This is a genomic window from Chryseobacterium ureilyticum (assembly GCF_900156735.1).
GTDB classification, from domain to species: Bacteria; Bacteroidota; Bacteroidia; order Flavobacteriales; family Weeksellaceae; genus Chryseobacterium; species Chryseobacterium ureilyticum.
Genome location: NZ_FTOL01000007.1, coordinates 166,359 through 187,435, shown reverse-complemented (window position 1 = coordinate 187,435; position 21,077 = coordinate 166,359). Strand labels below are relative to the sequence as shown.

The following is a 21,077-nucleotide window of genomic DNA, read 5'->3' as shown; positions in this document are numbered from 1 at the left end:
TGAGCAAATTTATTTAATTAAATTAAAAGTTGGTTCATAAACCCTTGTTTATCTTTGGAAGGTAAATGTTTGTGTATTGGTATTACCTGCTGTATTAGTCGTAACAACTTTTAAAGTATGTGAGCCGGAACCTTTAGGACATTTTTCATCAAAAGTATAGATAAAATCATCTTTTGCACGAGCAAATCTAAGCCACTTTCCATCCAGTTCTGCACGGAATTCTACAATATCTCCAACTTTTGAAATTCCTTTCAAACGAAGAATGCTACTGTTTATAGCTGCTCCTTCTTTCCATCCCGGAGAAACTGAAGGTAAACTATTATCTAATATAAGTTTCACCGTTCCTAGTCTGTTGAATTGTCCTTCTGCCTGATCGCCATTCCATTTTGCCTTTATCACATTCGTATCACTTCCATAATTAAGAGACATCACCACTTTATCCTTTTCTTCTTTGGTTAATTTCCTATTCGGTTTTATTTTCAAAGTATAGTTATCATGAACAGGTATGTATGGGCTATTTAACACAATGGCATTGGAAACTACATTGGCATCACCGTCAGATTTCTCATACATATTAAAATTTACCGCATCATACAAAGCATTTTTGCTCAAATTAATTTCAGCATTTTCAGTGGTAATTGTTTTTCCTTCATTGGGAAGACCGGTTTTTGCTGTCTGTGAAATTTTCTCTCCAGCTGTATTAAGCTGAACTTTGGTTGTTAAACGGCTTGTATTTCCTTTTACATCTTTAAGAATGATTTCAATGGTATGAATATCCTGATCCTGAAGATTAATGATTCCCGACATATTAGCATTACTGTAATTTTGTAGTTTCATTCCTGGCAAGGTAGATAAATGCTGGATTGCCGTTTTGTCCCTGATAAATTTGGTATAGTCTATACAACCATTCAGATAGCGGGTATCATCATAGCTCACTTTATCAATACTAAAGCCATATATTAATTTCCCATCCATCAATAATTCAGCTTTATAAATACCAAGATTGAAGCCCTGATTAGCCTTATCCACTGCTTTTATCCCAAAGCTTATCATTGGAGAATTCACTTTTACTACATCTGCTGTATAAGTATTTCCAACTTTTTTAACAGTAATTCCATTAGCTCCGGGTTCATAAGTACTAAACCTGCGATCATACCAATACAATCCACTGATAATAGGAGCCACAGAATCCGGAATAGCAAAACCGAAAAGCAACGGATTAAGACACTCCTCCGTTTTAGTATCTCTTATCTCAAAATGTAAGTGCGGACCAGCAGAACCTCCCGTATTTCCACTCAAAGCAATAAGTTGTCCTTTTGTAACTGGAAACTGTCCCGCTTGAAAAGTAATATCCTGTTCCCATTTTTCGTCTTTGTACTGCTTCTCTTTTACATATTCATCGAGCTTATCGTAATATTTGTTCAGATGAGCGTAAACCGTTGTGTAGCCATTGGGATGGGTGATATATATCGCGTTTCCAAAACCATATCTTTCTACTTTTACCCTGCTTACATAACCTTCTGCTGCAGCCAGTACAGATAGGTTTTCCTGACTATTCGTCCTCAGATCTAATCCCATATGGAAATGATTTGTTCTTACCGCCCCGAAATTGGCAGCCAGCTGCATGGGAATATTCAGTGGATTACGGAAATAGTTTTGGGGATAGTTATTTTGGGCGTGTATAATGATTGTTGTGATCAAACAAAAAGCAACCATCAATTTGGGAAGGGTTTTCATACAGCATTTGGGTTTAGTTCTACTTAAATATACGAGATTTCAAGCAATGATCGTGCTATTGTCCTTTAGTAGATTTTATTTTTCCCACAGATAACACAGATTTTTACAGATAATGATGGATCAATCTGCGAAATCTGTATGATTTGCGAGAGATTATAATTTAAGTTTTGGATAAAGCCATGATTTTATGTATTTTCAAATCTTTAAACATATTTAAACCAGTACAACAAATAAATTATATTAACAGAACAAGAAATAATAGAAATTGCAACTCATTACGTTAAAAAAAGAAGTACAAAATATGATCTTGTCATTTTAGATAACGAAGCCATTAAAAAGCCTTATGGGATTATATTTTTTTACAATACAAGAAAATTTAATGAAACAAGAAATGATGATGACAATACCTTGTTGGGTAATGCTCCTTTTTTGGTAGAAAATAAAACAGGAAAAATTATAATATTCGGAACCAGTAGATCTAATGAATACTATATTGAGGAATACGAAGCAGGAAGATGGCCGGATATGCCACTACTTAGCGACTTTGAATAATTTACAATCACTTTCGGGTAGCTTTTATATTTTCCGAAAACACTATAAAACTATGACAGATAAATAAAAGAAAGAATCAGAAGCCTTAAAAAAAGTAAAGGAACTTTTAAAAGACCCTACTTTATCAATAATATCTTCCACGTATAGTGAAAATGAGGAGCTAAGGGATAACACTGTAAAGACATTATCATTATAAGCCTACTGGATGATATTTACGGAAAAGGATTTCGGGTGTACGTAGATGCAAAAACCCTGGACCTTTTATACGTACAAGGTCCATATAGATCAACAGAAATAGAAGATTTTTTTGAACTATGAATAAGGTTCTTGTGGTATAGAGCAGGATTCATGGTATTTGATTCACAAGATTAATAACGAACATATAAGAAGCAGCCTAATGACCATAGAAGAAAAAGAAGACAAAATAACATCAATAATAAAATTAAAATTAGATGAAATTGATTATAGAATAACCAGTATAATCTCATACTACTCCGAAAATAGGCTGCTAAGAGATGGCACTTACAAGAATGTAATTGTAACATCTTTCACAGAACCCCTACTTGACTTAGATACTTCTATTATTACAGATTCTGAAACCTTAGAAATGCTTTATGTGTGGACCGGACCAATGCGTTATATGGAAATAGAGAATTTCTTTACAAAACATTGATATTAGTTTTGTTTTCAAAAATATCAATACATCTGTAGTTTTTAACAACAGAAAAATTCGTATCAACTATTAAAAATTCCGAATGATAATTTTCTAAATAAAAAGGGTTCTTAACCTCAATGTTCCCCTATAAAACGACAAAAAAATCCCCCTTATTTATCATTTACTTTTTGCTTTTAAGCCCTTTCTTCATTTATATTTCTGAAATTGAACTTTTTAATAGAAATTACCTAAATAAAACATATCTTATAAACCGACAAAATTTAGTAAATTTGCAGACTTAATTAATCAACGAATATTGAGATATTTACAATGAGCCAATTTAAAGAATACAAAAACCTCAACCTTATTGACGTAGCAGAGAATGTAGCGGAATTTTGGAAACAAAATAAAACTTTCAATAAGAGTGTTGAGATTCGTCAGGGAAATCCTGAGTTTGTTTTTTATGAAGGTCCGCCTTCAGCAAACGGTATGCCTGGAATTCACCACGTAATGGCAAGAGCATTGAAGGATATTTTCTGCCGTTACCAGACGCAAAACGGGAAGCAGGTTTTCCGTAAAGCGGGATGGGATACGCATGGTCTTCCTGTGGAACTGGGTGTAGAGAAAGAATTAGGAATTACGAAAGAAGATATTGGTAAAAAGATCTCTATTGAAGATTATAATAAAGCTTGTCGTGAAGCAGTAATGCGTTATACCGATGTTTGGAATAACCTTACAGAGAAAATCGGATACTGGGTAGACCTTGATGATCCGTACATTACGTACAAGTCAAAATATATGGAAACTGTTTGGTGGTTGTTGAAGCAATTATATGACAAAAGCTTGTTGTATAAAGGATATACGATCCAGCCTTACTCTCCAAAAGCAGGAACAGGACTTTCTTCACACGAACTGAACCAGCCTGGAACGTATCGTGATGTTTCAGATACAACGGTTGTCGCTCAGTTTAAAGTTAAAAAAGATTCATCTGCTTTATTCAACGATGTTGACGGAGATGTACATATCCTTGCATGGACGACGACTCCTTGGACGTTGCCATCCAACACAGCATTAACAGTTGGTAGAGATATTGAGTATGTTGTTGTTAAAACATTCAACCAATATACATTTGAGCCGGTAACAGTAGTATTATCCAGCGTTCTTTTACCTAAAGTATTCGGTAAGAAATATGCTGAAGGTACAGACGAGGATTTTGCCAATTATACTCCAGAAACCAAAGTAATTCCTTTCAGAATTTTAAAAGAATTTACAGGAGAGAAACTTGTTGATACAAGATATGAGCAATTAGTTCCTTGGTTTACGCCAAACGACAATCCTGAAAATGCATTCAGAGTAATCTTAGGTGATTTCGTTACAACAGAAGACGGTACAGGTATCGTACACACAGCTCCTACTTTTGGTGCTGATGATGCGAGAGTAGCTAAAATGGCTCAGCCTGAGATCCCACCAATGTTGGTAAAGGATGACAATGATAATCTTGTTCCATTGGTAGACTTACAAGGTAAATTTATCCAGGGCGAGAATGTTCCTGAAGTTTTCTCAGGAAAATATATTAAAAACGAATATTACGATGAAGGAACTGCTCCTGAGAAATCTTGGGATGTAGAGCTTGCGATCTTATTGAAAATAGAAAACAAGGCATTCAAAGTAGAGAAATATGTTCACTCCTATCCACATTGTTGGAGAACTGACAAACCGGTATTATATTATCCATTGGATTCATGGTTTGTGAAGATGACTGCTGTAAAAGACAGATTGGTTAATCTGAACAAAGAAATCAACTGGAAGCCAAAAGCTACCGGAGAAGGACGTTTTGCCAACTGGTTAGAAAATGTAAACGACTGGAACTTATCCCGTTCAAGATACTGGGGTATTCCGTTGCCAATCTGGAGAACAGAGGATCTGAAAGAAGAAAAGATCATCGGTTCTGTAGAGGAACTTTACAACGAGATTGAAAAATCTATTGCTGCAGGTTTCATGACTGAAAATCCGTTCAAAGGTTTCATCATCGGAAATATGTCTGAATCGAACTACGAGCTTGTAGATCTTCATAAGAATGTAGTAGACAAAGTAGTTTTAGTTTCTGATTCAGGAAAAGCAATGAAACGTGAAAGTGACTTGATCGACGTTTGGTTCGATTCAGGTTCTATGCCATATGCTCAATTACACTATCCTTTCGAAAATAAGGAAATGATAGACAATAATAAGGCATTCCCTGCAGACTTTATTGCAGAAGGTGTTGACCAGACTCGTGGATGGTTCTATACACTTCACGCAATCGGAACTGCTGTTTTTGACTCTGTTGCTTATAAAAATGTAATGAGTAACGGTCTTGTTTTGGATAAAAACGGGCAAAAAATGTCAAAACGTTTAGGAAATGCAGTAGATCCATTTGAAACTCTTTCTGTTTACGGACCGGATGCTACCCGTTGGTATATGATTTCCAATGCAAATCCTTGGGAAAACCTGAAATTTGACATCGAAGGAATTGATGAGGTAAGAAGAAAGTTCTTCGGAACACTTTATAACACCTATTCATTCTTTGCTTTATATGCGAATGTTGACGGATTCAATTATTCAGAAAAAGAAGTGGAAAACCGTCCTGAAATCGACAGATGGATTCTTTCTGAACTAAATTTATTGATCAAGGAAGTAAAAGCATTCTACGAAGATTACGAACCTACAAGAGTAGCAAGAGCAATCAGTACATTTGTGAATGATAACTTAAGTAACTGGTACGTAAGATTGTGTAGAAGACGTTTCTGGAAAGGAGATTATTCTGATGATAAAATCTCTGCTTACCAGACACTTTATACTTGTCTTGAGGTGGTAGCAAAATTATCTGCTCCTATTGCTCCGTTCTTCATGGATCAGTTGTATCAGGATTTAAATAAAGTAACTGGAAAAGAAAACTGTGAATCTGTACACCTTACAGACTTCCCTGTTGTTGATGAAAGTTTAATTGATCAGGATTTGGTTGAAAAAACACATTTAGCACAGAACATCACAAGTATGGTTTTCTCTTTGAGAAAGAAAGAAAACGTGAAAGTTCGTCAGCCGTTACAAAAAGTATTGATTCCTGTTTTGGATAAAAAGACAGAAGAACAGATTTTAGCAGTAGCTGATCTTATCAAGCAGGAAGTAAACGTGAAAGAACTACAGTTAATCAACGCTGAAGAAGCAGCTCACTTAATTGTAAAACAAATAAAGCCCAACTTCAAAGCTCTTGGTCCTAAACTAGGAAAAGATATGAAGGTAGTAGGTGCTGAAATCAGTAATCTTACCACAGAACAGATTGCCGGTCTTGAAAAAGAAGGAAAACTTGATGTTCAGGGATATGAGATCACTCTTGATGATGTGGAAATCTCAACAAAAGATATCCCGGGATGGACAGTGACTTCTGACGGTAAAACTACTGTGGCATTAGATTTGACGTTAACCGATGAGTTAAAATCTGAAGGTATTGCCAGAGAATTCATTAACAGAATTCAGAACTTGCGAAAAGAGAAAGATTTCGAGCTGACAGACAGAATTAATATCTCCATTGAAGAGAATTCACCATTCCTTGAAGATATTAAGAAAAATGAGGAATATATTTCTTCCGAGGTCTTGTCAAATAAAATAGAAATTGTATCTTCACTTTCAAATTTTAACGAAATCGAAATAGATGAGGTTAATTTTAAGATAAATGTCGAAAAAAATTAACATGTAGTTATTGTATTTCAAATTCCATTTCATAATTTTATTAAAAAAGAGAAAGAATATGTCAGACGAAAGAGTTAGATACAGCGATGCTGATTTACAGGAATTTAGAGCGATCATAAAAGAAAAAATAGAAAAAGCGGAGAAAGATCTTCAGCTGATCAGAGAAAGTTTCATCAATGACCAGAATAATGGGACAGATGATACCTCACCTACTTTCAAAGCATTTGAAGAAGGTGCAGAGACTTTGAGCAAAGAGCAGAACTCTATCCTTGCAGGAAGACAGGAAAAATTCGTACGTGATCTAAAGAATGCTTTAATCAGAATCGAAAACAAGACTTACGGTGTTTGTAGAGTAACAGGAAAGCTTATTCCTAAGGAAAGACTTTTAGCCGTTCCTCATGCTACCTTGAGCATCGAAGCGAAAAACATGCAAAAATAACCGTAAGGTTTGTAAAATAATATTGGGTTTATATTGTATTCACGGATACTTTATAAACCTAATTTTTAATGTATACCTATGAGCGAAGTACTCATTTTAATCATCATCGTTGCAGCAGTTTTATTGTTTTTCAACAGGGAGTGGATCAGAAACAGATTTTTCCTGAAGAAACACACCAACTACACCATCGATGATCAGTTTAATTCTGATAAACGCGATAGGGAAAAGGAAATCGACAGACTTTTGAGTAAGATGGGCAAAAACGGAATTAATGACCTGTCTTTAAAAGACAGAAAAAGGCTTGACGAATTGTCCAAAAAGTAAAAATTAAATATAAGAAATGGAATCTATCATAGTACATCCTAAAAACTCTATGGAGCTGAGTGCACTGAAAAGTGTATTGAAAGAAATGAACATTAAATTTGAGAAGGCTCATGTTAAAAGTTCATATAACGGACAGAAAGTAGTTAAGAAAGCAAGTGATAATAAAAATGTAAAACCTGCCGCAAAACCTTCAAAACCTAAAGGACAGTAATGAAAAAGATATTAGCTATCACATTTTTGGTATTGTTAATAGACCAGGCTTCAAAAATTTACATTAAAACTCATTTCGAACTGAATGAGAGCATTCCTGTTATAGATGGATTTTTCAATAAAACATTCGTTGAAAACCCAGGAATGGCTTATGGTTTCCATTTTGGAGGAATTATCGGGAAATATTTCCTTGTGATCTTAAGAATCTTCCTAATTGGAGGAATGGTTTATATGTTCAAAAAATGGCTGAAAGAAGGCGCTTCCAATTATCTTTTAGTCCCAATGGCAATTATCTTTGCCGGAGCTATCGGAAACCTTATTGATGGAATGTTCTACGGAATGATCTTCGACAGCGGAACGGTTTATGATGCTAGTACCGACCGATGGATTGGCTATGGCGGAGTTTCAAAATTTGTTCCTTTCGGACAAGGATATTCTACTTTCATGAAAGGTTGTGTAGTAGATATGCTTCACTTTCCGGTAGTAGACTGGTATGTTCCGGATAGTTGGCCCATCATAGGTGGAAAGCATATTGAATTCTTTAAATATATTTTCAATGTTGCTGATTCAGCGATTACCGTAGGAGCTGCTTTCTTGTTGATATTCAGAAAAAAAGCTTTTCCAAACGGACTTGAATTCTAACAGATTTATTTCGGATGAGAAAAACAATCAAAAATATTTTTAAATTTTTCCTGCTTCTTTTGGTGGCAGGAATTATTTTTATTGCCTGGGCTAACTATAGCATCAAAAAGGAAAGTTCGGCATTGGTCTCTTACAACGTAGCAGATGTTCCCGAAACAAAAGTTGCATTATTATTAGGAACCGGCAAAAATCTTAATAACGGAATGCCGAATGCTTATTTCTACAACAGAATTAAAGCAGCTAGTGATCTATATAAAAGCGGAAAAATACAGTATATCATCGTAAGTGGTGATAATAGTACCAAAGACTATAATGAACCGGAAGACATGCAAATGGAATTGATTAAGCAGGGAATTCCTCAGGACAAAATTATTCTGGATCACGCTGGGTTTCGTACATTGGATTCTGTGGTAAGAGCAAAAGATATCTTTGGACAGACTAAACTGGTGATTATCTCTCAGAAGTTCCATAATGAAAGAGCTGTTTTTCTAGCTAAAGAAAATGGAATGGAAGCTTTTGGCTACAACGCAGAAGATGTGAATAAGTATGCAGGATTAAAGACCAATTTACGTGAGTATCTTGCCAAGGCTAAAGCATATTGGGATTTGCTTTTTGGGGTAGAGCCTAAATTTGGTGGTGAGAAGATTATTATTCCTTAATATTTTAAATCACAGATTTCACGGATTTGCACAGATAACTATCTATAAAAAACCACGAAATTTATTTAATCTGCGAGAGGTTTTATTTTAGGTTTAGACTAAAGCCAATGGAATTGTTTTGTATGGGAAGGCAGGCTAAAGCCCTCCTCTATTGATACAGTTGCGCATACATTGAAATTTAAGATATAATCTTTTGATCTTTTCATTCATTATTCCCTTCAAACCTCGTAAATTTGCAATTCATTAATTTTTAAATATAAATTTTAAACAAATGTCAAGAATTCTTACCGGCATTCAAGCCACCGGAACACCCCATCTTGGAAATTTATTAGGGGCAATTATTCCTGCAATCGAACTATCTAAGCAGGAAGGAAATGAATCATTTTTATTTATTGCGAATCTTCATACGCTTACACAGATTAAAGATGCGCAGATTTTAAGACAGAATACCTACGAGATTGCTGCGGCTTGGCTTGCTTGTGGATTAGATACCGAAAAAACATTTTTCTACAGACAAAGTGATATCGCTGAAACCTGTGAACTATCTTGGCATTTATCATGTTTTTTTCCTTATCAAAGATTAACATTAGCACATTCATTTAAGGATAAGGCTGACAGACTTCAGGATGTGAATGCAGGTCTGTTCACCTACCCTATTTTGATGGCGGCAGATATTCTACTGTATGATGCAGAGATTGTTCCTGTTGGAAAAGATCAGCTTCAGCATTTGGAAATTGCCAGAGATGTTGCTTCAAGATTTAACAATCAAATGGGAGAAGTTTTTGTATTGCCACAATCTGAACTTCAGGAAGACACAAAATATGTTCCGGGAACTGATGGACGTAAAATGTCTAAATCAATGGGAAATATCATTAATATTTTCTTACCTGAAAAAGAATTGAAGAAACAAGTAATGAGCATTGAGTCTGATTCCAAATCTTTAGAGGAACCTAAGGACCCTGCGACAGATAAAACATTCCAAATCTATGAATTGATCGCGACACCTGAGCAGACAGAGGAATTAAGAGCTAAATATCTGGCAGGTAACTTCGGATACGGTCACGCTAAAAAAGAGCTTTTAGATCTTATTTTAACTCGTTTTGAAAAGGAAAGAGAAGTATTTAATTATTATATGACTCACCTTGACGAACTGGAAGCAAAACTTCAGGAAGGTGCTGCAAAGACAAAACCGATTGCTCTGGAAACTCTTAGAAGAGTAAGAACAAGCTTAGGATATTAGTTCTAAACTTTAAATATAAGAAATCGGCTGCTTCAGAATTGAGGCAGTCGATTTTTTTATGATATCTTATTTTTAGTAAGGATAAAATAATGCATTTGATCTTCAAACTCATATGTAATATCCCAACCCGGATATTGTTTTATGATCGTTTTAATGATGGATAATCCTAAACCTGTAGAGGTATGATCAGAACCCTGTTTATAAAAGCGGTTAAAAATTCTGGATTTATCTAATGAAACCGGCATTCCGCTGTTCTGGAAAATGATCCTGTTGTTTTCAATAAAAATATTTAATGTTCCTTCTTCATTATTGTATTTAACAGCATTTTTAAGAAGATTAGATAATAAAATATCTGCTAAATCCTGATTAAAATCTGCTTTAAACATTCCTTTCTCAATAATATTAACTTCTACATTTTTAAAGGCAATGAAATCTTCATAATTCTGTACAAGTTTATTTACTATAGCATTAAAATCAACATCTGAAATTGCATTAAACTGGCTGTTTTCAATCTTTGAAAGCATTAATAATGACTTATTCAACCCCACCATTCTTCTCAAATCATTTTTAACCTCAGTAAGAAAGTTCAGGTTCTTTTTATCAAGGTTTTCATTTTGAATCAGAAGATCTATCTTATTAATAACAATTGCTAAAGGCGTCTGAAGCTCATGAGAAGCATTCTCAATAAACTGTTTCTGCTGATAGAAAACCAGTTCATTACGGTCAATCATCTCGTTGATTTCTACATTCAGTTCTTCAAATTCTTTAATGGTATAATTCTGATCATCCTGTGAAAAAGGAATCCCGAATTGATATTTTTTCAGTTTATCCAGAATCTGATAAAAAGGACGCATTGCTTTATTCAATAGATAACCGTTAACTGCAACAATACTTATCACCAAAAGAACATAGAGAACGATTAAAGCAGTGGTAAGATCGTAAATCAACTCATCTTCTTCTACGGTTGAAGTTCTTATGACAAGTCTTTGATTCTTTTTAAACTGATCTATAAAATCTGCTTCGAGAACACGATATGGCTGATCCTTATCATCATACTCCATATAATACATCTTATTATACAGCCTACTTTTATTTTGATATTTTCCAGCTGTGATAGGGTTAATCTTAAACTCATTGAATCCGAATTCATTGTTATTCAATAGCTGCGGATTAAGATAAACAGCTTTTATAATCTGAATTTTCCTGTCTTTAAGCCCATCATCCACATTATCATGCACTTCATCAAGAATATAGGCATAGAAAAGCCCCGCCCATACTGCTATGATCAGCAGAAGGATCATAATGAGGTACTTTATAGTATAATATTTTAATGAAACCTTCATCACACGAATTTATATCCTATTCCGTAAACCGCTTGAAAATCTGCCTCTGCATTGAGTGTTTTCAGTTTTTTACGAAGATTTTTGATTTGTGAGTAAATAAAATCAAGACTGTCTGCCTGATCTATATAATCTCCCCAGATGGCTTCTGCCAAAGTAGTTTTCTGTAAAGTTTTTTCAGGGTGAATAACGAAGTAATACAAAAGATCATACTCTTTTCGATTAAGAACCAATTCTTCGTCACCGATTTTTACATTCCGGTTCTCCGGATCGATGTTTATATTTTTATATCTGATAATATTCTCTCCATCCTGATTTTTTCTTCTGATCACAGACCTTATCCTCGCCATCAGTTCCGCAAGGTGAAAAGGTTTTGCAAGATAGTCATCAGCACCTATTTCAAGCCCTGTTACCTTATCATCCACAGAATCTTTTGCAGACAGAATGATAACGGGATCTTTTTTATGCATTTTTTTAATTTCTCTCAACAGATCTATTCCATTTCCGTCGGGCAGCATAATATCCAGCAAAATGCAGTCATATTCATAAGAAATAATTTTTTCAAGTCCGGAGCTATAATTTTCGGCGTATTCTACAATGAAATGCTCTGCCTCCAGAAACTTCTGTACAGTATCCCTTAAGTCCGGTTCATCTTCTACTATTAAAATCTTCATATGCTGCTTGGATAACTTTTATCAAATATATAAAATTATGTAGGAATAATCAGGAGAAAGTCTGGGGACTGAAGTCGAAACCCATTGATAGATACCTTAAGCAATCAACGTTAGAATAAGAACTAACTGATATAATACGCAAAGAAAATCAATGATGCATACATAACTTCTATCCCCTTCTCTCCAACTTTCTTTCATAATGAATTAATTAGCTTTCACATAACGTCCATCTGCATCAAAGACCAGGCATAAACCATTCATCAGGTGAATTTTGTAGGTATTATATTTTTTTTCAATAGAATTTACTACACTGCATGGGTGATGCTTTGTCATAAAAGACACAATACTCTTTCTAATCTTACTGGAAGATAATTTTCTTCCGTTACTGTTTATTAAACTCCAGTTAACCATAATACTAAAATTTTATTGTTATTCTTTATTTGCTATTAATCGTCAATTCTTTTAAAATTTCCATTTCTGTCGAATTCAAGTTCCAATCCGTTAGAAAGCTCAGCTTTATAAGACCATCTCTTTCTTTCTATTTTGACGATATGTGTATTTGGAAAGTTTTTACCAGTATAATTTTTGATCGATGCCGGAATAAAACCATATGGAACTTTCTGATGTTTTCCATCCACTTCTTTCCAGTTTCCACCGCTGTCGAATTCAGCTTTCATTCCGTTATTCAAGTATACTTTATATTCGTCAACACCATAGATCTCTCTATCTTCAATGGCTGATGATACCGGTATTCCTTTAAAATGACCTGCAAGAAATACTTTAGCTGTTTTAGGTAATTGATTTGGGTTTATAGCTCTATCCTGTGCAGAAACCAAACCGCTTATCATTAAGAACATTAAAATAAATACGTTTGTGATTTTCTTTACATTTTTCATAAGATTAAGTTTTTCTGTTATGATTATGCAGCAAAGTTCCAAATCAATTTGGGAAAGAATTGGGAATGACTTAAAACGTAAAAAATCAAAAGGGTAAAATGAAGTAAATAATCAATAAAAAAACCATTAAGGAAAAGATAAGTTATTAAGAGAATTAAGGAGATTGCTTTGCCTTTAGCTTGCAATGATAGAGAGTCTTAATCCTTTTAATAACCTAAAAAGCCTTAATGGTTCGATAAAAAATTTTCAAAGCCTTATTTCAGCTTTAAAATAAAAATTATAGATATTCTTTGATCTGCTGAAGATGAGTAATTGCTTTTAAGCCTGTTCCCTGCTTATCTTCTTTATAAACATCAAAGAAAATAGAATCCATACCAAAATCTCTTCCTCCCACAGCATCAGCGATCCAGTCGTCACCAATCATGATACTTTCTTCTTTCTTAGCATCAGAAAGCCCAAGAGAATACTCAAAAATCCTTGGATTAGGTTTTCGTACGCCTACTGCGTCTGCACTCGTAATGGTTTTAAAGTAAGGTGCAATTCCTGATAAAGTACATTTCCTTTCTGTTACTTCCTGAAAACCGTTAGAAATAATGTGTAATGTATAATTTTTAGCCTTAAGATAATCAAGGATATCTTCGGCTCCTTCCACCAGTTCGTTATGGCTTACAATATTATCAAGAAAGTGTTCTTCAAAATAAAGTGCCAGCTCTTTATCATCCACTCCAAAATGCATGAAGGAATCATAAAAACGGTGTTCTCTCAAATACTCTTTGCCTATTAATCCATCTCTGATCTTCTCCCATAAATCTTCGTTGATATCATGGTAAACAGTATGAAACTCTTCAAAGTCGATATTGTACTTCGAAGTAATTTCCTGTTTTTCGAAAAGGTCTTTGATTGTTAAATAGGCATTTCTGCGATGATCCCAGAGCGTATTGTCCAGGTCAAAATAAACGTGCTGCATTTTCATACAGCACAAAGTTAATAATTTTAATTTTTTGTAATAGGATAATTCTTGCTCTTGCTTTTCACAATTTCAAGGCTTTTAGAAAAATTGAGCAGAAAATCAATGGTTTGCTTTTTAGGTTTCAAAGTTTTCACTTTTAAGGAGTCATTTTTTTTCATAAGCGAAGTATGTTTTCCTTAAAAACGAGAAGTTTTACAAAATATTATCTATCTGGTTAATATTATGTTATTTTCATCCATGATTTTTCTCAGGTTTATCAATGCATATCGTACCCTCCCTAATGTTGTATTAATACTCATATCAGTATGATCTGCAATTTCCTTAAAGCTAAGTCCGTCAAAGAATCTTAGTTTAATCACTTCCTGCTGATTTAGAGGAAGAAATTGTAACATTCTCAATAAGTCTTCCTGAATTTGATTGGTCACCAATTGATCTTCAATATTTTCCGAAGGCTCTCTGATCAGATCGAAAATAGAATATTCATCCGTCTCAAAAGTTGTTTCTGAAACTTTGATATTCTTGGCTTTCAGTCTGAAATGGTCGATGATTAAATTGTGGGAAATTCTTTTTGCCCAAAGAATAAATTTTCCTTCTTCGTTATAGCGTCCTTCTTTCAGCATTACAATGATCTTCATGAATGTATCCTGAAAAATATCGTTGGCTAAATCTTCATCATTAATTTTGTAAAAAATGAATGTAAACAGTTCTCTCTGATGGCGATGAATAAGGGTTGATAACGCTCCTTCATCACCTTTCTGGTAAAGCGAAATTAGTAAACTATCCGATTTTGATTTCATAACTCTTCTCAATATAAATATTTGCAGCCCAGCTATCGACCAGATAAATTATCCAGTTCTTGCTGTATATACAAAACAGTTCTTCAGAGTAGAGTCTATTCGATAGGTGGTACAATTATATTATGACGTAAATATAATAATTTTTTAATAACTGTTAACCAATTATTAAATTTTCGTCATAAAAATTTAATAAAAATCATTTAAACATATCATGAATGAACACTGTAGGGATATTTAATGTAAAATTAATATTCAATCCTTTCATTTCTTTTCCATTCAAACGGGTATCTCCGATAGGAAAAGCATAGCCTCCTGTAAGATCAAGCATTCCAAATAAAGTAACTCCAATTTTAGGAGCAACATATTTGTTTGTTCCTTCCGCTCCTACCAGGAAATAATAAGAATGGTAGAAATCCACATCCTTTTGAAAGTTAAGCAAAACATCAGCCTGAAGTTTCGGCATGATGGCAAACTTTGAATCGGTAGAACCCATCAGAGCAGAACCACCTAATCTGTAAATTACATCATCATTTTTAAGAAAAAGCAATTTACCACCTACTTCTCCAAAACTCTGATTCTGGTAGGTATATCCTACACTGATCATTTTATGCATGGTATACTGTGCTTTTACCATTGTGCTAAGTAAAAACAGGGATAGAATAGCAACTGCAGTTCGAAAATTCATCATCTTTCAATTTATTAAGGTGTAAAATTAAAAAAAACTGCCTTACCGGAAGGTAAAGCAGTTCATAATATTTGTTCAGGAGAATAAATTAAATTCCGAAAGCGGCTTTAATTTCATCTACTTTGTCTAGTTTTTCCCAAGTAAAGAATTCAAGACCTTCCAACGTAAGCTCATTTTTATGCCCTTTATTGAATGTTTTATCAGCTATATAGTGTTCTTTCCCCATGTGACCGTAAGAAGCCGTTTCCTGATAGATAGGGTTTCTTAATTTTAGGTTCTGCTCAATAGCATAAGGTCTTAAATCAAAGATTGTAGACACTTTTTTCGCGATATCACCATCGTGAAGATCAACTTTTGCAGTTCCGTAAGTATTAATATACAAACCACAAGGTTCAGCCACTCCGATTGCATAAGAAACCTGTACTAAAACTTCGTCTGCAACACCAGCAGCTACTAAGTTTTTAGCAATGTGTCTTGTTGCATAAGCAGCACTTCTGTCTACTTTTGAAGGGTCTTTTCCAGAGAAAGCACCACCACCGTGAGCACCTTTACCACCGTAAGTATCTACAATAATTTTTCTACCTGTAAGACCAGTATCTCCGTGAGGACCACCGATTACAAATTTACCTGTAGGGTTGATGTGATATTTGATCTGATCGTTAAACAATGCTTTGATTTCTTCAGTCTGCTGAGCAACAACTCTAGGAACAAGAATATTCTTGATATCTTCACGAATCTTATTTAGCATTTCTTCTTCTGTTCCGAAGTCGTCATGCTGAGTAGAAACCACGATAGAATCAATTCTGATTGGTTTGTGATCATCAGAATATTCAATAGTTACCTGGCTTTTTGCATCAGGACGTAAGTAAGCAATTTCTTTATTTTCTCTTCTGATCGCAGAAAGTTCTTTAAGGATTGTATGGGCTAAGTCTAAAGCAAGAGGCATATAATTTGCCGTTTCATTGGTAGCATATCCAAACATCATTCCCTGGTCACCAGCTCCCTGTGCATTAGCTTTTGCTTCAAAAGACTCATCATTTACAGCTCTGTCAACTCCTTGGTTGATATCCGGAGACTGCTCATGAATTGCAGAGATTACCCCACAAGAATCTCCATTGAACATATATTCTCCTTTTGTATAACCAATTCCGTTGATTACTTCTCTGGCAATAGTCTGAACGTCAAGGTATGCATCAGATTTTACTTCTCCAGCCAATACCACCTGTCCGGTAGTTACAAGAGTTTCACATGCTACTTTTGAACTTTTATCGTATGCTAAGAAATGGTCAATTAATGCATCGGAAATTTGATCGGCAATTTTATCCGGATGTCCTTCTGAAACTGATTCAGATGTAAATAAGTAAGACATATTATTCTTTGGTTTTTTAAATTAAAAAATATTATTGACGAAAAATAAGAATAAAATTGCCCAGAAAAAAGAATACTGTTTTAGCATTTTTTTATAGAGGTTGCAATCAGGTCAAATTTTTCCTCGTCGTAAACGTCAGCAAATTTAAGCACTATTTTCGTAATACTCAAAAATTTTGTTTACTAATTATATTTTTCTTTAAATTAATGACTTATATCACTTTAAAGCATTCCGTCTACTGAGGCTTTATGCTTACAAATTCCTTTGGACTTTCGTGATAATTTAATTTAAGTTCTAAAGAGTTTTTGATAGAATGTGACAATTCATCAATGATCTTTTGCTTAAAAGTAGGCTTATAGTAAATGATACTAATCTCTCTGTAAGGGAAAGGCTTCTTGAATCTGAAAACATTCTTTTTCTGCTCTTCAGAAAGCTGGCTCAACGCAAGCTCAGGAAGAATACTGATTCCTCCTACTTTATCTACCATATGTACTAAAGTCTGAATATTGGATGCTAAGAAATCTAAATTTTTAGGTTTCAAAGTATTTTCCTTCAGATGACAGATATTCTCGAATTGGTTTCTAAGACAGTTTCCTTCTTCAAGCAACCATACTTTTTCAACATTCAATTCTTCAGGAATAATATAAGAATTCTTTTTATTAGCTTCAGTATTAGAGCTATAAATCATCAATTCTTCATTGAATAGAAAATCCTGATAAAACTCGTCAGCAGTATCATAAGGAGTAGAAATAATTCCTGCATCCAGCTCTCCTGCTTTTAAAGCCTTAATAATATTATCCGTTGTCATTTCCTTTACATTCATCTGAATTTTTGGATTTTCTTCAAGGAATTTAAAGATCTCCGTAGGAAGGATAAATGACGAAACAGTAGGAATGATTCCAAGGTTAATTGTTCCTCCCAGAATATTATTCAAAAGGTTAGCTTTGTTTTTCAGCTCATTGACAGATTCTATAATTACCTTAGCCTGATCAATGATCTGAAGACCTACATCTGTGGTACGGATCGGGTGCGTAGTTCTGTCAAAAACCTTCACATCCAATTCATCCTCAAATTTCTGTATCATTGCACTTAAGGTAGGCTGGGTAATGAAGCACGCCTGAGCTGCTTTTCCAAAATGTTTATACTTATCAACAGCGATAAGATACTCCAGTTGCTGAATATTCATTTGATTAATATTATCTATTACAAAGATATAACGTTTTTGTTATTAGCAATTAAAAATTCAAGTAAATTTGATATTCACTACCTTTACACTTGGATTTAGAAAAAGAAAACAATTATTCAAATCATCAATTATATGGATTCTAAAAAATTAACGTTAAGCAATGGCGCACCCTACTTTGAGCATCAGGATTCCCAGACGGTAGGACCAAGAGGTCCGGTGTTGCTGCAGGACTTTATTCTTCAGGAAAATCTTGCACACTTCGTTAGGGAAAGAATTCCTGAAAGAATTGTACACGCCAAAGGAAGCGGTGCCTATGGAACTTTCACCGTAACCCACGACATTAGCCAATATACCAAAGCCAAACTATTCTCAAAAGTAGGAAACTCGTGCAGAATGTTTGCCCGTTTCTCTACAGTAGGAGGAGAAAAAGGAAGTGCAGATACAGCAAGAGACCCAAGAGGTTTTGCTTTAAAATTCTATACAGAAGACGGAAACTGGGACCTTGTAGGAAACAACACTCCGGTATTCTTTATTAAAGATGCTAAAAAATTCCCAGACTTTATTCATACCCAAAAGAGACTTCCGAAAACCAATTTAAAGAGTGCTACCATGATGTGGGATTTCTGGAGTTTAAACCCGGAATCACTTCATCAGGTTCTTATATTAATGTCAGATAGAGGAACTCCTTATGGTTATAGACATATGCATGGCTTCGGTTCACATACTTTCTCCATGATCAATGATAAAAATGAAAGAGTATGGGTGAAATTTCACTTTAAGACCAAACAGGGAGTAAAAAATTTCACAGATGAAGAGGCTGTAAAAATGGCTGGTGAAAATCCTGACTTTGCTCAGGAAGATCTTTGCAACGCTATAGAAAATGGTGATTTCCCAAAATGGACAATGTACATCCAGGTAATGACTGAAGAGCAGTCAAAAGATTTCAGATGGAATCCTTTTGATGTAACAAAAGTATGGTTCCATGATGATTTCCCATTGATTGAAGTAGGAGAAATGGAGCTTAATGAAGTTCCTGTCAATTATTTTGCCCATGTAGAACAATCTACGTTCTCTCCAAGCAGCTTAATTAACGGAATCAGCTTCTCACCAGACAAAATGCTTCAGGGAAGATTATTCTCTTACCCGGATGCTCACCGTTACAGAGTTGGAGTAAATGCTCACCAATTAGAAGTAAACAGATGCCCATTCGCTGTTAACAATTATCAGAGAGATGGTTATATGGCAGATTCAAGCCACTATCAGGACAAACCAAATTACTATCCAAATAGTTTTGATGACATCAATCCGGATGTTTCTTATAAAAACTACGAGTATGAATTAGATAGTGCCCATGTTGCAAGCTATAACAGAAATGATAATGACAGTGATCATTATACTCAACCAGGGCTTCTTTATTCAAAAGCGATGAATGCAGAGGATAGAAATAATCTGATCCAAAATATTATAGGAAGTATGAAAGGAATCAGCGGACCTAAAAAAGATGAGATTATTAACAGACAATTATGTCACTTTTTCCGCGCTAACATTGAGCTTGGCATGAAAGTAGCTTCACAATTAAACATTAATATCGATGCAAATATGACGAATCATTCTAAATAATCATATTGAACAATAAATTAAAAAAAAGGAAAAAAAAATAATATTTTTTCCTTTTTTTTGTAAAAAATTCATAATTTGCAAAGGATGATATTTCAAAGTGGAAAAATGAGTTACGAAAATATATTATTAAAAAAGGAAGATAAATTATCTATCATTACAATAAACAGACCTGAGAGTTTAAATGCTTTAAATGCAAAAACAATTCAGGAAATCAGTACAGCATTGGATGAGCTTAATTCTGACAATTCATGTAGAGTTATTATCCTTACAGGAAGCGGAGAAAAATCCTTTGTAGCTGGAGCTGACATCAAAGAATTCAGTGATTTCAGACAGGAAAAAGCTGAGGAACTTGCAAGAAACGGACAAAATACTTTGTTCAACAAAATTGAAAACATGTCTAAGCCTGTCATTGCAGCCGTAAATGGTTTTGCACTGGGAGGAGGTTTAGAGCTTGCTATGGCATGCCACATCAGATATGCATCGGATAACGCCAGATTAGGACTTCCGGAAGTTACCTTAGGATTGATTCCAGGGTACGGAGGAACTCAAAGGCTTCCGAAGCTTGTAGGAAAAGGTATTGCCAACGAAATGATCTTCTCTGCCAAAATGATTCCTGCTCAAAAAGCAAAAGAGATCGGATTGGTAAATGAAGTATACTCTATTGAAGAATTATTAACCAAAACGAAAGAATTAGCGAACACTATTGCCAACAATTCACCAATGGCAATATCTAAGGCTATAAACGCCGTGAATTTATCTGATACGGAAAAAGGTTTTGAAACTGAAATCAAATATTTCGGGGAACTTTTTGAAATGGAAGATAAGAAAGAAGGAGTAACTGCTTTCCTTGAGAAAAGAAAGCCGAACTTCTAATCTTTCAAAAAGATTTTAATCCAAATTATTTCGAAAAAACTAATGCTGCGGTATGAATAAGTTTGATAAAGCTTATCTAAAAATGGCTCAGGAATGGGCAAAACTCTCCTACTGTAAGAGAAAACAGGTAGGAGCTCTTATCGTAAAAGATAGGATGATTATTTCAGATGGTTACAACGGGACTCCTATGGGATTCGAAAACTGCTGTGAAGATGGAGAGGGAAAAACGCACTGGTATGTATTGCATGCGGAAGCCAACGCTATATTAAAGTTGGCTGCTTCTACACAATCTGCAAAAGGCGCTACGTTATATTTAACGTTATCGCCGTGTAAAGAGTGTAGTAAACTGATTCTGCAGGCAGGAATTTCAAGACTGGTGTACATTAATGAGTATTCGGATGACGATGGGATATCGTTCCTAAGAAACCATAACATTGAAATAGAACAAATATCGGACTGTGAACTAAAAAAATAAGCACAAAT

21 protein-coding genes are annotated in these 21,077 nt (G+C 34.5%); 11 read left to right on the top strand and 10 right to left on the bottom strand.

Annotated features, from left to right (window positions below; genetic code table 11):
• Window positions 1–48: 48 nt before the first annotated feature.
• The gene (locus tag BW983_RS24540) at window positions 49–1,737 is read right to left on the bottom strand and encodes a M23 family metallopeptidase (protein WP_076553277.1); all 1,689 of its coding nucleotides are present in this window, start codon (window positions 1,735–1,737) and stop codon (window positions 49–51) included.
• Window positions 1,738–2,686: 949 nt separating this feature from the next.
• On the opposite strand from BW983_RS24540, the gene BW983_RS18080 reads away from it, so the two are divergent.
• The 8 genes from BW983_RS18080 to trpS all read left to right on the top strand — a co-directional run bounded on the left by BW983_RS18080 (window position 2,687) and on the right by trpS (window position 10,184).
• Window positions 2,687–2,962, top strand: coding sequence for a hypothetical protein (locus BW983_RS18080; RefSeq protein ID WP_076553276.1), 276 nt, complete (start codon window positions 2,687–2,689; stop codon window positions 2,960–2,962).
• A gap of 312 nt (window positions 2,963–3,274) precedes the next feature.
• On the top strand, window positions 3,275–6,670 hold the full coding sequence (gene ileS / locus BW983_RS18075) for an isoleucine--tRNA ligase (protein WP_076553275.1): 3,396 nt from the start codon (window positions 3,275–3,277) through the stop codon (window positions 6,668–6,670).
• Between the two features lie 58 nt (window positions 6,671–6,728).
• On the top strand, window positions 6,729–7,109 hold the full coding sequence (locus tag BW983_RS18070; protein WP_045501318.1) for a TraR/DksA family transcriptional regulator: 381 nt from the start codon (window positions 6,729–6,731) through the stop codon (window positions 7,107–7,109).
• Between the two features lie 78 nt (window positions 7,110–7,187).
• The gene (locus BW983_RS18065) at window positions 7,188–7,433 is read left to right on the top strand and encodes a DUF6576 domain-containing protein (protein WP_076553274.1); all 246 of its coding nucleotides are present in this window, start codon (window positions 7,188–7,190) and stop codon (window positions 7,431–7,433) included.
• Window positions 7,434–7,449: 16 nt separating this feature from the next.
• A complete protein-coding gene (locus BW983_RS18060; protein ID WP_065396454.1) occupies window positions 7,450–7,644 on the top strand; it encodes a DUF2683 family protein in 195 nt (64 codons plus the stop codon).
• Window positions 7,644–8,285: a lipoprotein signal peptidase gene (locus BW983_RS18055; protein ID WP_076553273.1), complete on the top strand. Its 642-nt coding sequence runs from the start codon at window positions 7,644–7,646 to the stop codon at window positions 8,283–8,285. The genes BW983_RS18060 and BW983_RS18055 overlap by 1 nt, the downstream gene beginning before the upstream one ends.
• A 14-nt stretch (window positions 8,286–8,299) precedes the next feature.
• Window positions 8,300–8,944: a SanA/YdcF family protein gene (locus BW983_RS18050; RefSeq protein WP_076553272.1), complete on the top strand. Its 645-nt coding sequence runs from the start codon at window positions 8,300–8,302 to the stop codon at window positions 8,942–8,944.
• 271 nt (window positions 8,945–9,215) lie between these two features.
• Entirely contained in the window at window positions 9,216–10,184 is a 969-nt protein-coding gene (gene trpS, locus BW983_RS18045; RefSeq protein WP_076553271.1) for a tryptophan--tRNA ligase, read from the top strand.
• 56 nt (window positions 10,185–10,240) lie between these two features.
• Here the strand turns inward: trpS and BW983_RS18040 are convergent, their stop codons facing one another.
• The 9 genes from BW983_RS18040 to BW983_RS18000 form a co-directional block, all read right to left on the bottom strand.
• Window positions 10,241–11,527, bottom strand: a complete 1,287-nt coding sequence (locus tag BW983_RS18040; RefSeq protein ID WP_076553270.1) for a sensor histidine kinase — start codon at window positions 11,525–11,527, stop codon at window positions 10,241–10,243.
• Window positions 11,527–12,198: a response regulator transcription factor gene (locus BW983_RS18035; RefSeq protein WP_076553269.1), complete on the bottom strand. Its 672-nt coding sequence runs from the start codon at window positions 12,196–12,198 to the stop codon at window positions 11,527–11,529. Before BW983_RS18035 ends, BW983_RS18040 begins: the two co-directional genes overlap by 1 nt.
• 204 nt (window positions 12,199–12,402) lie before the next feature.
• The gene (locus BW983_RS18030; RefSeq protein WP_076553268.1) at window positions 12,403–12,609 is read right to left on the bottom strand and encodes a PepSY-like domain-containing protein; all 207 of its coding nucleotides are present in this window, start codon (window positions 12,607–12,609) and stop codon (window positions 12,403–12,405) included.
• A 35-nt stretch (window positions 12,610–12,644) separates the two neighbouring features.
• Complete coding sequence (locus tag BW983_RS18025; protein ID WP_076553267.1) at window positions 12,645–13,094, bottom strand: PepSY-like domain-containing protein; 450 nt, start codon at window positions 13,092–13,094, stop codon at window positions 12,645–12,647.
• A 277-nt stretch (window positions 13,095–13,371) separates the two neighbouring features.
• Window positions 13,372–14,067, bottom strand: a complete 696-nt coding sequence (locus BW983_RS18020) for a YjjG family noncanonical pyrimidine nucleotidase (protein ID WP_076553266.1) — start codon at window positions 14,065–14,067, stop codon at window positions 13,372–13,374.
• 203 nt (window positions 14,068–14,270) lie between these two features.
• On the bottom strand, window positions 14,271–14,861 hold the full coding sequence (locus BW983_RS18015; protein WP_076553265.1) for an RNA polymerase sigma factor: 591 nt from the start codon (window positions 14,859–14,861) through the stop codon (window positions 14,271–14,273).
• Between the two features lie 196 nt (window positions 14,862–15,057).
• A complete protein-coding gene (locus BW983_RS18010) occupies window positions 15,058–15,549 on the bottom strand; it encodes a hypothetical protein (protein ID WP_076553264.1) in 492 nt (163 codons plus the stop codon).
• Between the two features lie 85 nt (window positions 15,550–15,634).
• Window positions 15,635–16,915 carry a methionine adenosyltransferase gene (gene metK, locus BW983_RS18005; RefSeq protein ID WP_076553263.1) on the bottom strand — a complete coding sequence of 427 codons (1,281 nt, stop codon included), beginning with the start codon at window positions 16,913–16,915 and terminating at the stop codon, window positions 15,635–15,637.
• Between the two features lie 235 nt (window positions 16,916–17,150).
• Window positions 17,151–18,101 (bottom strand): LysR substrate-binding domain-containing protein, encoded by a 951-nt coding sequence (locus tag BW983_RS18000; protein WP_065396444.1) that lies wholly within the window; start codon window positions 18,099–18,101, stop codon window positions 17,151–17,153.
• A 132-nt stretch (window positions 18,102–18,233) separates the two neighbouring features.
• Between BW983_RS18000 and BW983_RS17995 the strand changes: the two genes are divergently transcribed.
• The 3 genes from BW983_RS17995 to BW983_RS17985 all read left to right on the top strand — a co-directional run bounded on the left by BW983_RS17995 (window position 18,234) and on the right by BW983_RS17985 (window position 21,069).
• The gene (locus tag BW983_RS17995; RefSeq protein ID WP_076553262.1) at window positions 18,234–19,721 is read left to right on the top strand and encodes a catalase; all 1,488 of its coding nucleotides are present in this window, start codon (window positions 18,234–18,236) and stop codon (window positions 19,719–19,721) included.
• Between the two features lie 105 nt (window positions 19,722–19,826).
• Entirely contained in the window at window positions 19,827–20,594 is a 768-nt protein-coding gene (locus BW983_RS17990; RefSeq protein WP_076553333.1) for an enoyl-CoA hydratase/isomerase family protein, read from the top strand.
• A gap of 52 nt (window positions 20,595–20,646) precedes the next feature.
• A complete protein-coding gene (locus BW983_RS17985; protein ID WP_076553261.1) occupies window positions 20,647–21,069 on the top strand; it encodes a deoxycytidylate deaminase in 423 nt (140 codons plus the stop codon).
• Window positions 21,070–21,077: the final 8 nt, after the last annotated feature.

Excerpts from the sequence above, each read along its gene's own strand:
- BW983_RS18030 (WP_076553268.1), bottom strand. The coding sequence starts at position 12,609 with ATGGTTAACTGGAGTTTAATAAACAGTAACGGAAGAAAATTATCTTCC.
- BW983_RS24540 (WP_076553277.1), bottom strand. The coding sequence starts at position 1,737 with ATGAAAACCCTTCCCAAATTGATGGTTGCTTTTTGTTTGATCACAACA.
- BW983_RS18070 (WP_045501318.1), top strand. The coding sequence starts at position 6,729 with ATGTCAGACGAAAGAGTTAGATACAGCGATGCTGATTTACAGGAATTT.
- BW983_RS18080 (WP_076553276.1), top strand. The coding sequence starts at position 2,687 with ATGACCATAGAAGAAAAAGAAGACAAAATAACATCAATAATAAAATTA.
- trpS (WP_076553271.1), top strand. The coding sequence starts at position 9,216 with ATGTCAAGAATTCTTACCGGCATTCAAGCCACCGGAACACCCCATCTT.
- BW983_RS18040 (WP_076553270.1), bottom strand. The coding sequence starts at position 11,527 with ATGAAGGTTTCATTAAAATATTATACTATAAAGTACCTCATTATGATC.
- ileS (WP_076553275.1), top strand. The coding sequence starts at position 3,275 with ATGAGCCAATTTAAAGAATACAAAAACCTCAACCTTATTGACGTAGCA.
- BW983_RS18050 (WP_076553272.1), top strand. The coding sequence starts at position 8,300 with ATGAGAAAAACAATCAAAAATATTTTTAAATTTTTCCTGCTTCTTTTG.
- BW983_RS18020 (WP_076553266.1), bottom strand. The coding sequence starts at position 14,067 with ATGAAAATGCAGCACGTTTATTTTGACCTGGACAATACGCTCTGGGAT.
- BW983_RS18000 (WP_065396444.1), bottom strand. The coding sequence starts at position 18,101 with ATGAATATTCAGCAACTGGAGTATCTTATCGCTGTTGATAAGTATAAA.
- BW983_RS18055 (WP_076553273.1), top strand. The coding sequence starts at position 7,644 with ATGAAAAAGATATTAGCTATCACATTTTTGGTATTGTTAATAGACCAG.
- BW983_RS18025 (WP_076553267.1), bottom strand. The coding sequence starts at position 13,094 with ATGAAAAATGTAAAGAAAATCACAAACGTATTTATTTTAATGTTCTTA.
- BW983_RS18035 (WP_076553269.1), bottom strand. The coding sequence starts at position 12,198 with ATGAAGATTTTAATAGTAGAAGATGAACCGGACTTAAGGGATACTGTA.
- BW983_RS18010 (WP_076553264.1), bottom strand. The coding sequence starts at position 15,549 with ATGATGAATTTTCGAACTGCAGTTGCTATTCTATCCCTGTTTTTACTT.
- BW983_RS17990 (WP_076553333.1), top strand. The coding sequence starts at position 19,827 with ATGAGTTACGAAAATATATTATTAAAAAAGGAAGATAAATTATCTATC.
- BW983_RS17995 (WP_076553262.1), top strand. The coding sequence starts at position 18,234 with ATGGATTCTAAAAAATTAACGTTAAGCAATGGCGCACCCTACTTTGAG.
- BW983_RS18015 (WP_076553265.1), bottom strand. The coding sequence starts at position 14,861 with ATGAAATCAAAATCGGATAGTTTACTAATTTCGCTTTACCAGAAAGGT.
- metK (WP_076553263.1), bottom strand. The coding sequence starts at position 16,915 with ATGTCTTACTTATTTACATCTGAATCAGTTTCAGAAGGACATCCGGAT.
- BW983_RS18065 (WP_076553274.1), top strand. The coding sequence starts at position 7,188 with ATGAGCGAAGTACTCATTTTAATCATCATCGTTGCAGCAGTTTTATTG.
- BW983_RS17985 (WP_076553261.1), top strand. The coding sequence starts at position 20,647 with ATGAATAAGTTTGATAAAGCTTATCTAAAAATGGCTCAGGAATGGGCA.
- BW983_RS18060 (WP_065396454.1), top strand. The coding sequence starts at position 7,450 with ATGGAATCTATCATAGTACATCCTAAAAACTCTATGGAGCTGAGTGCA.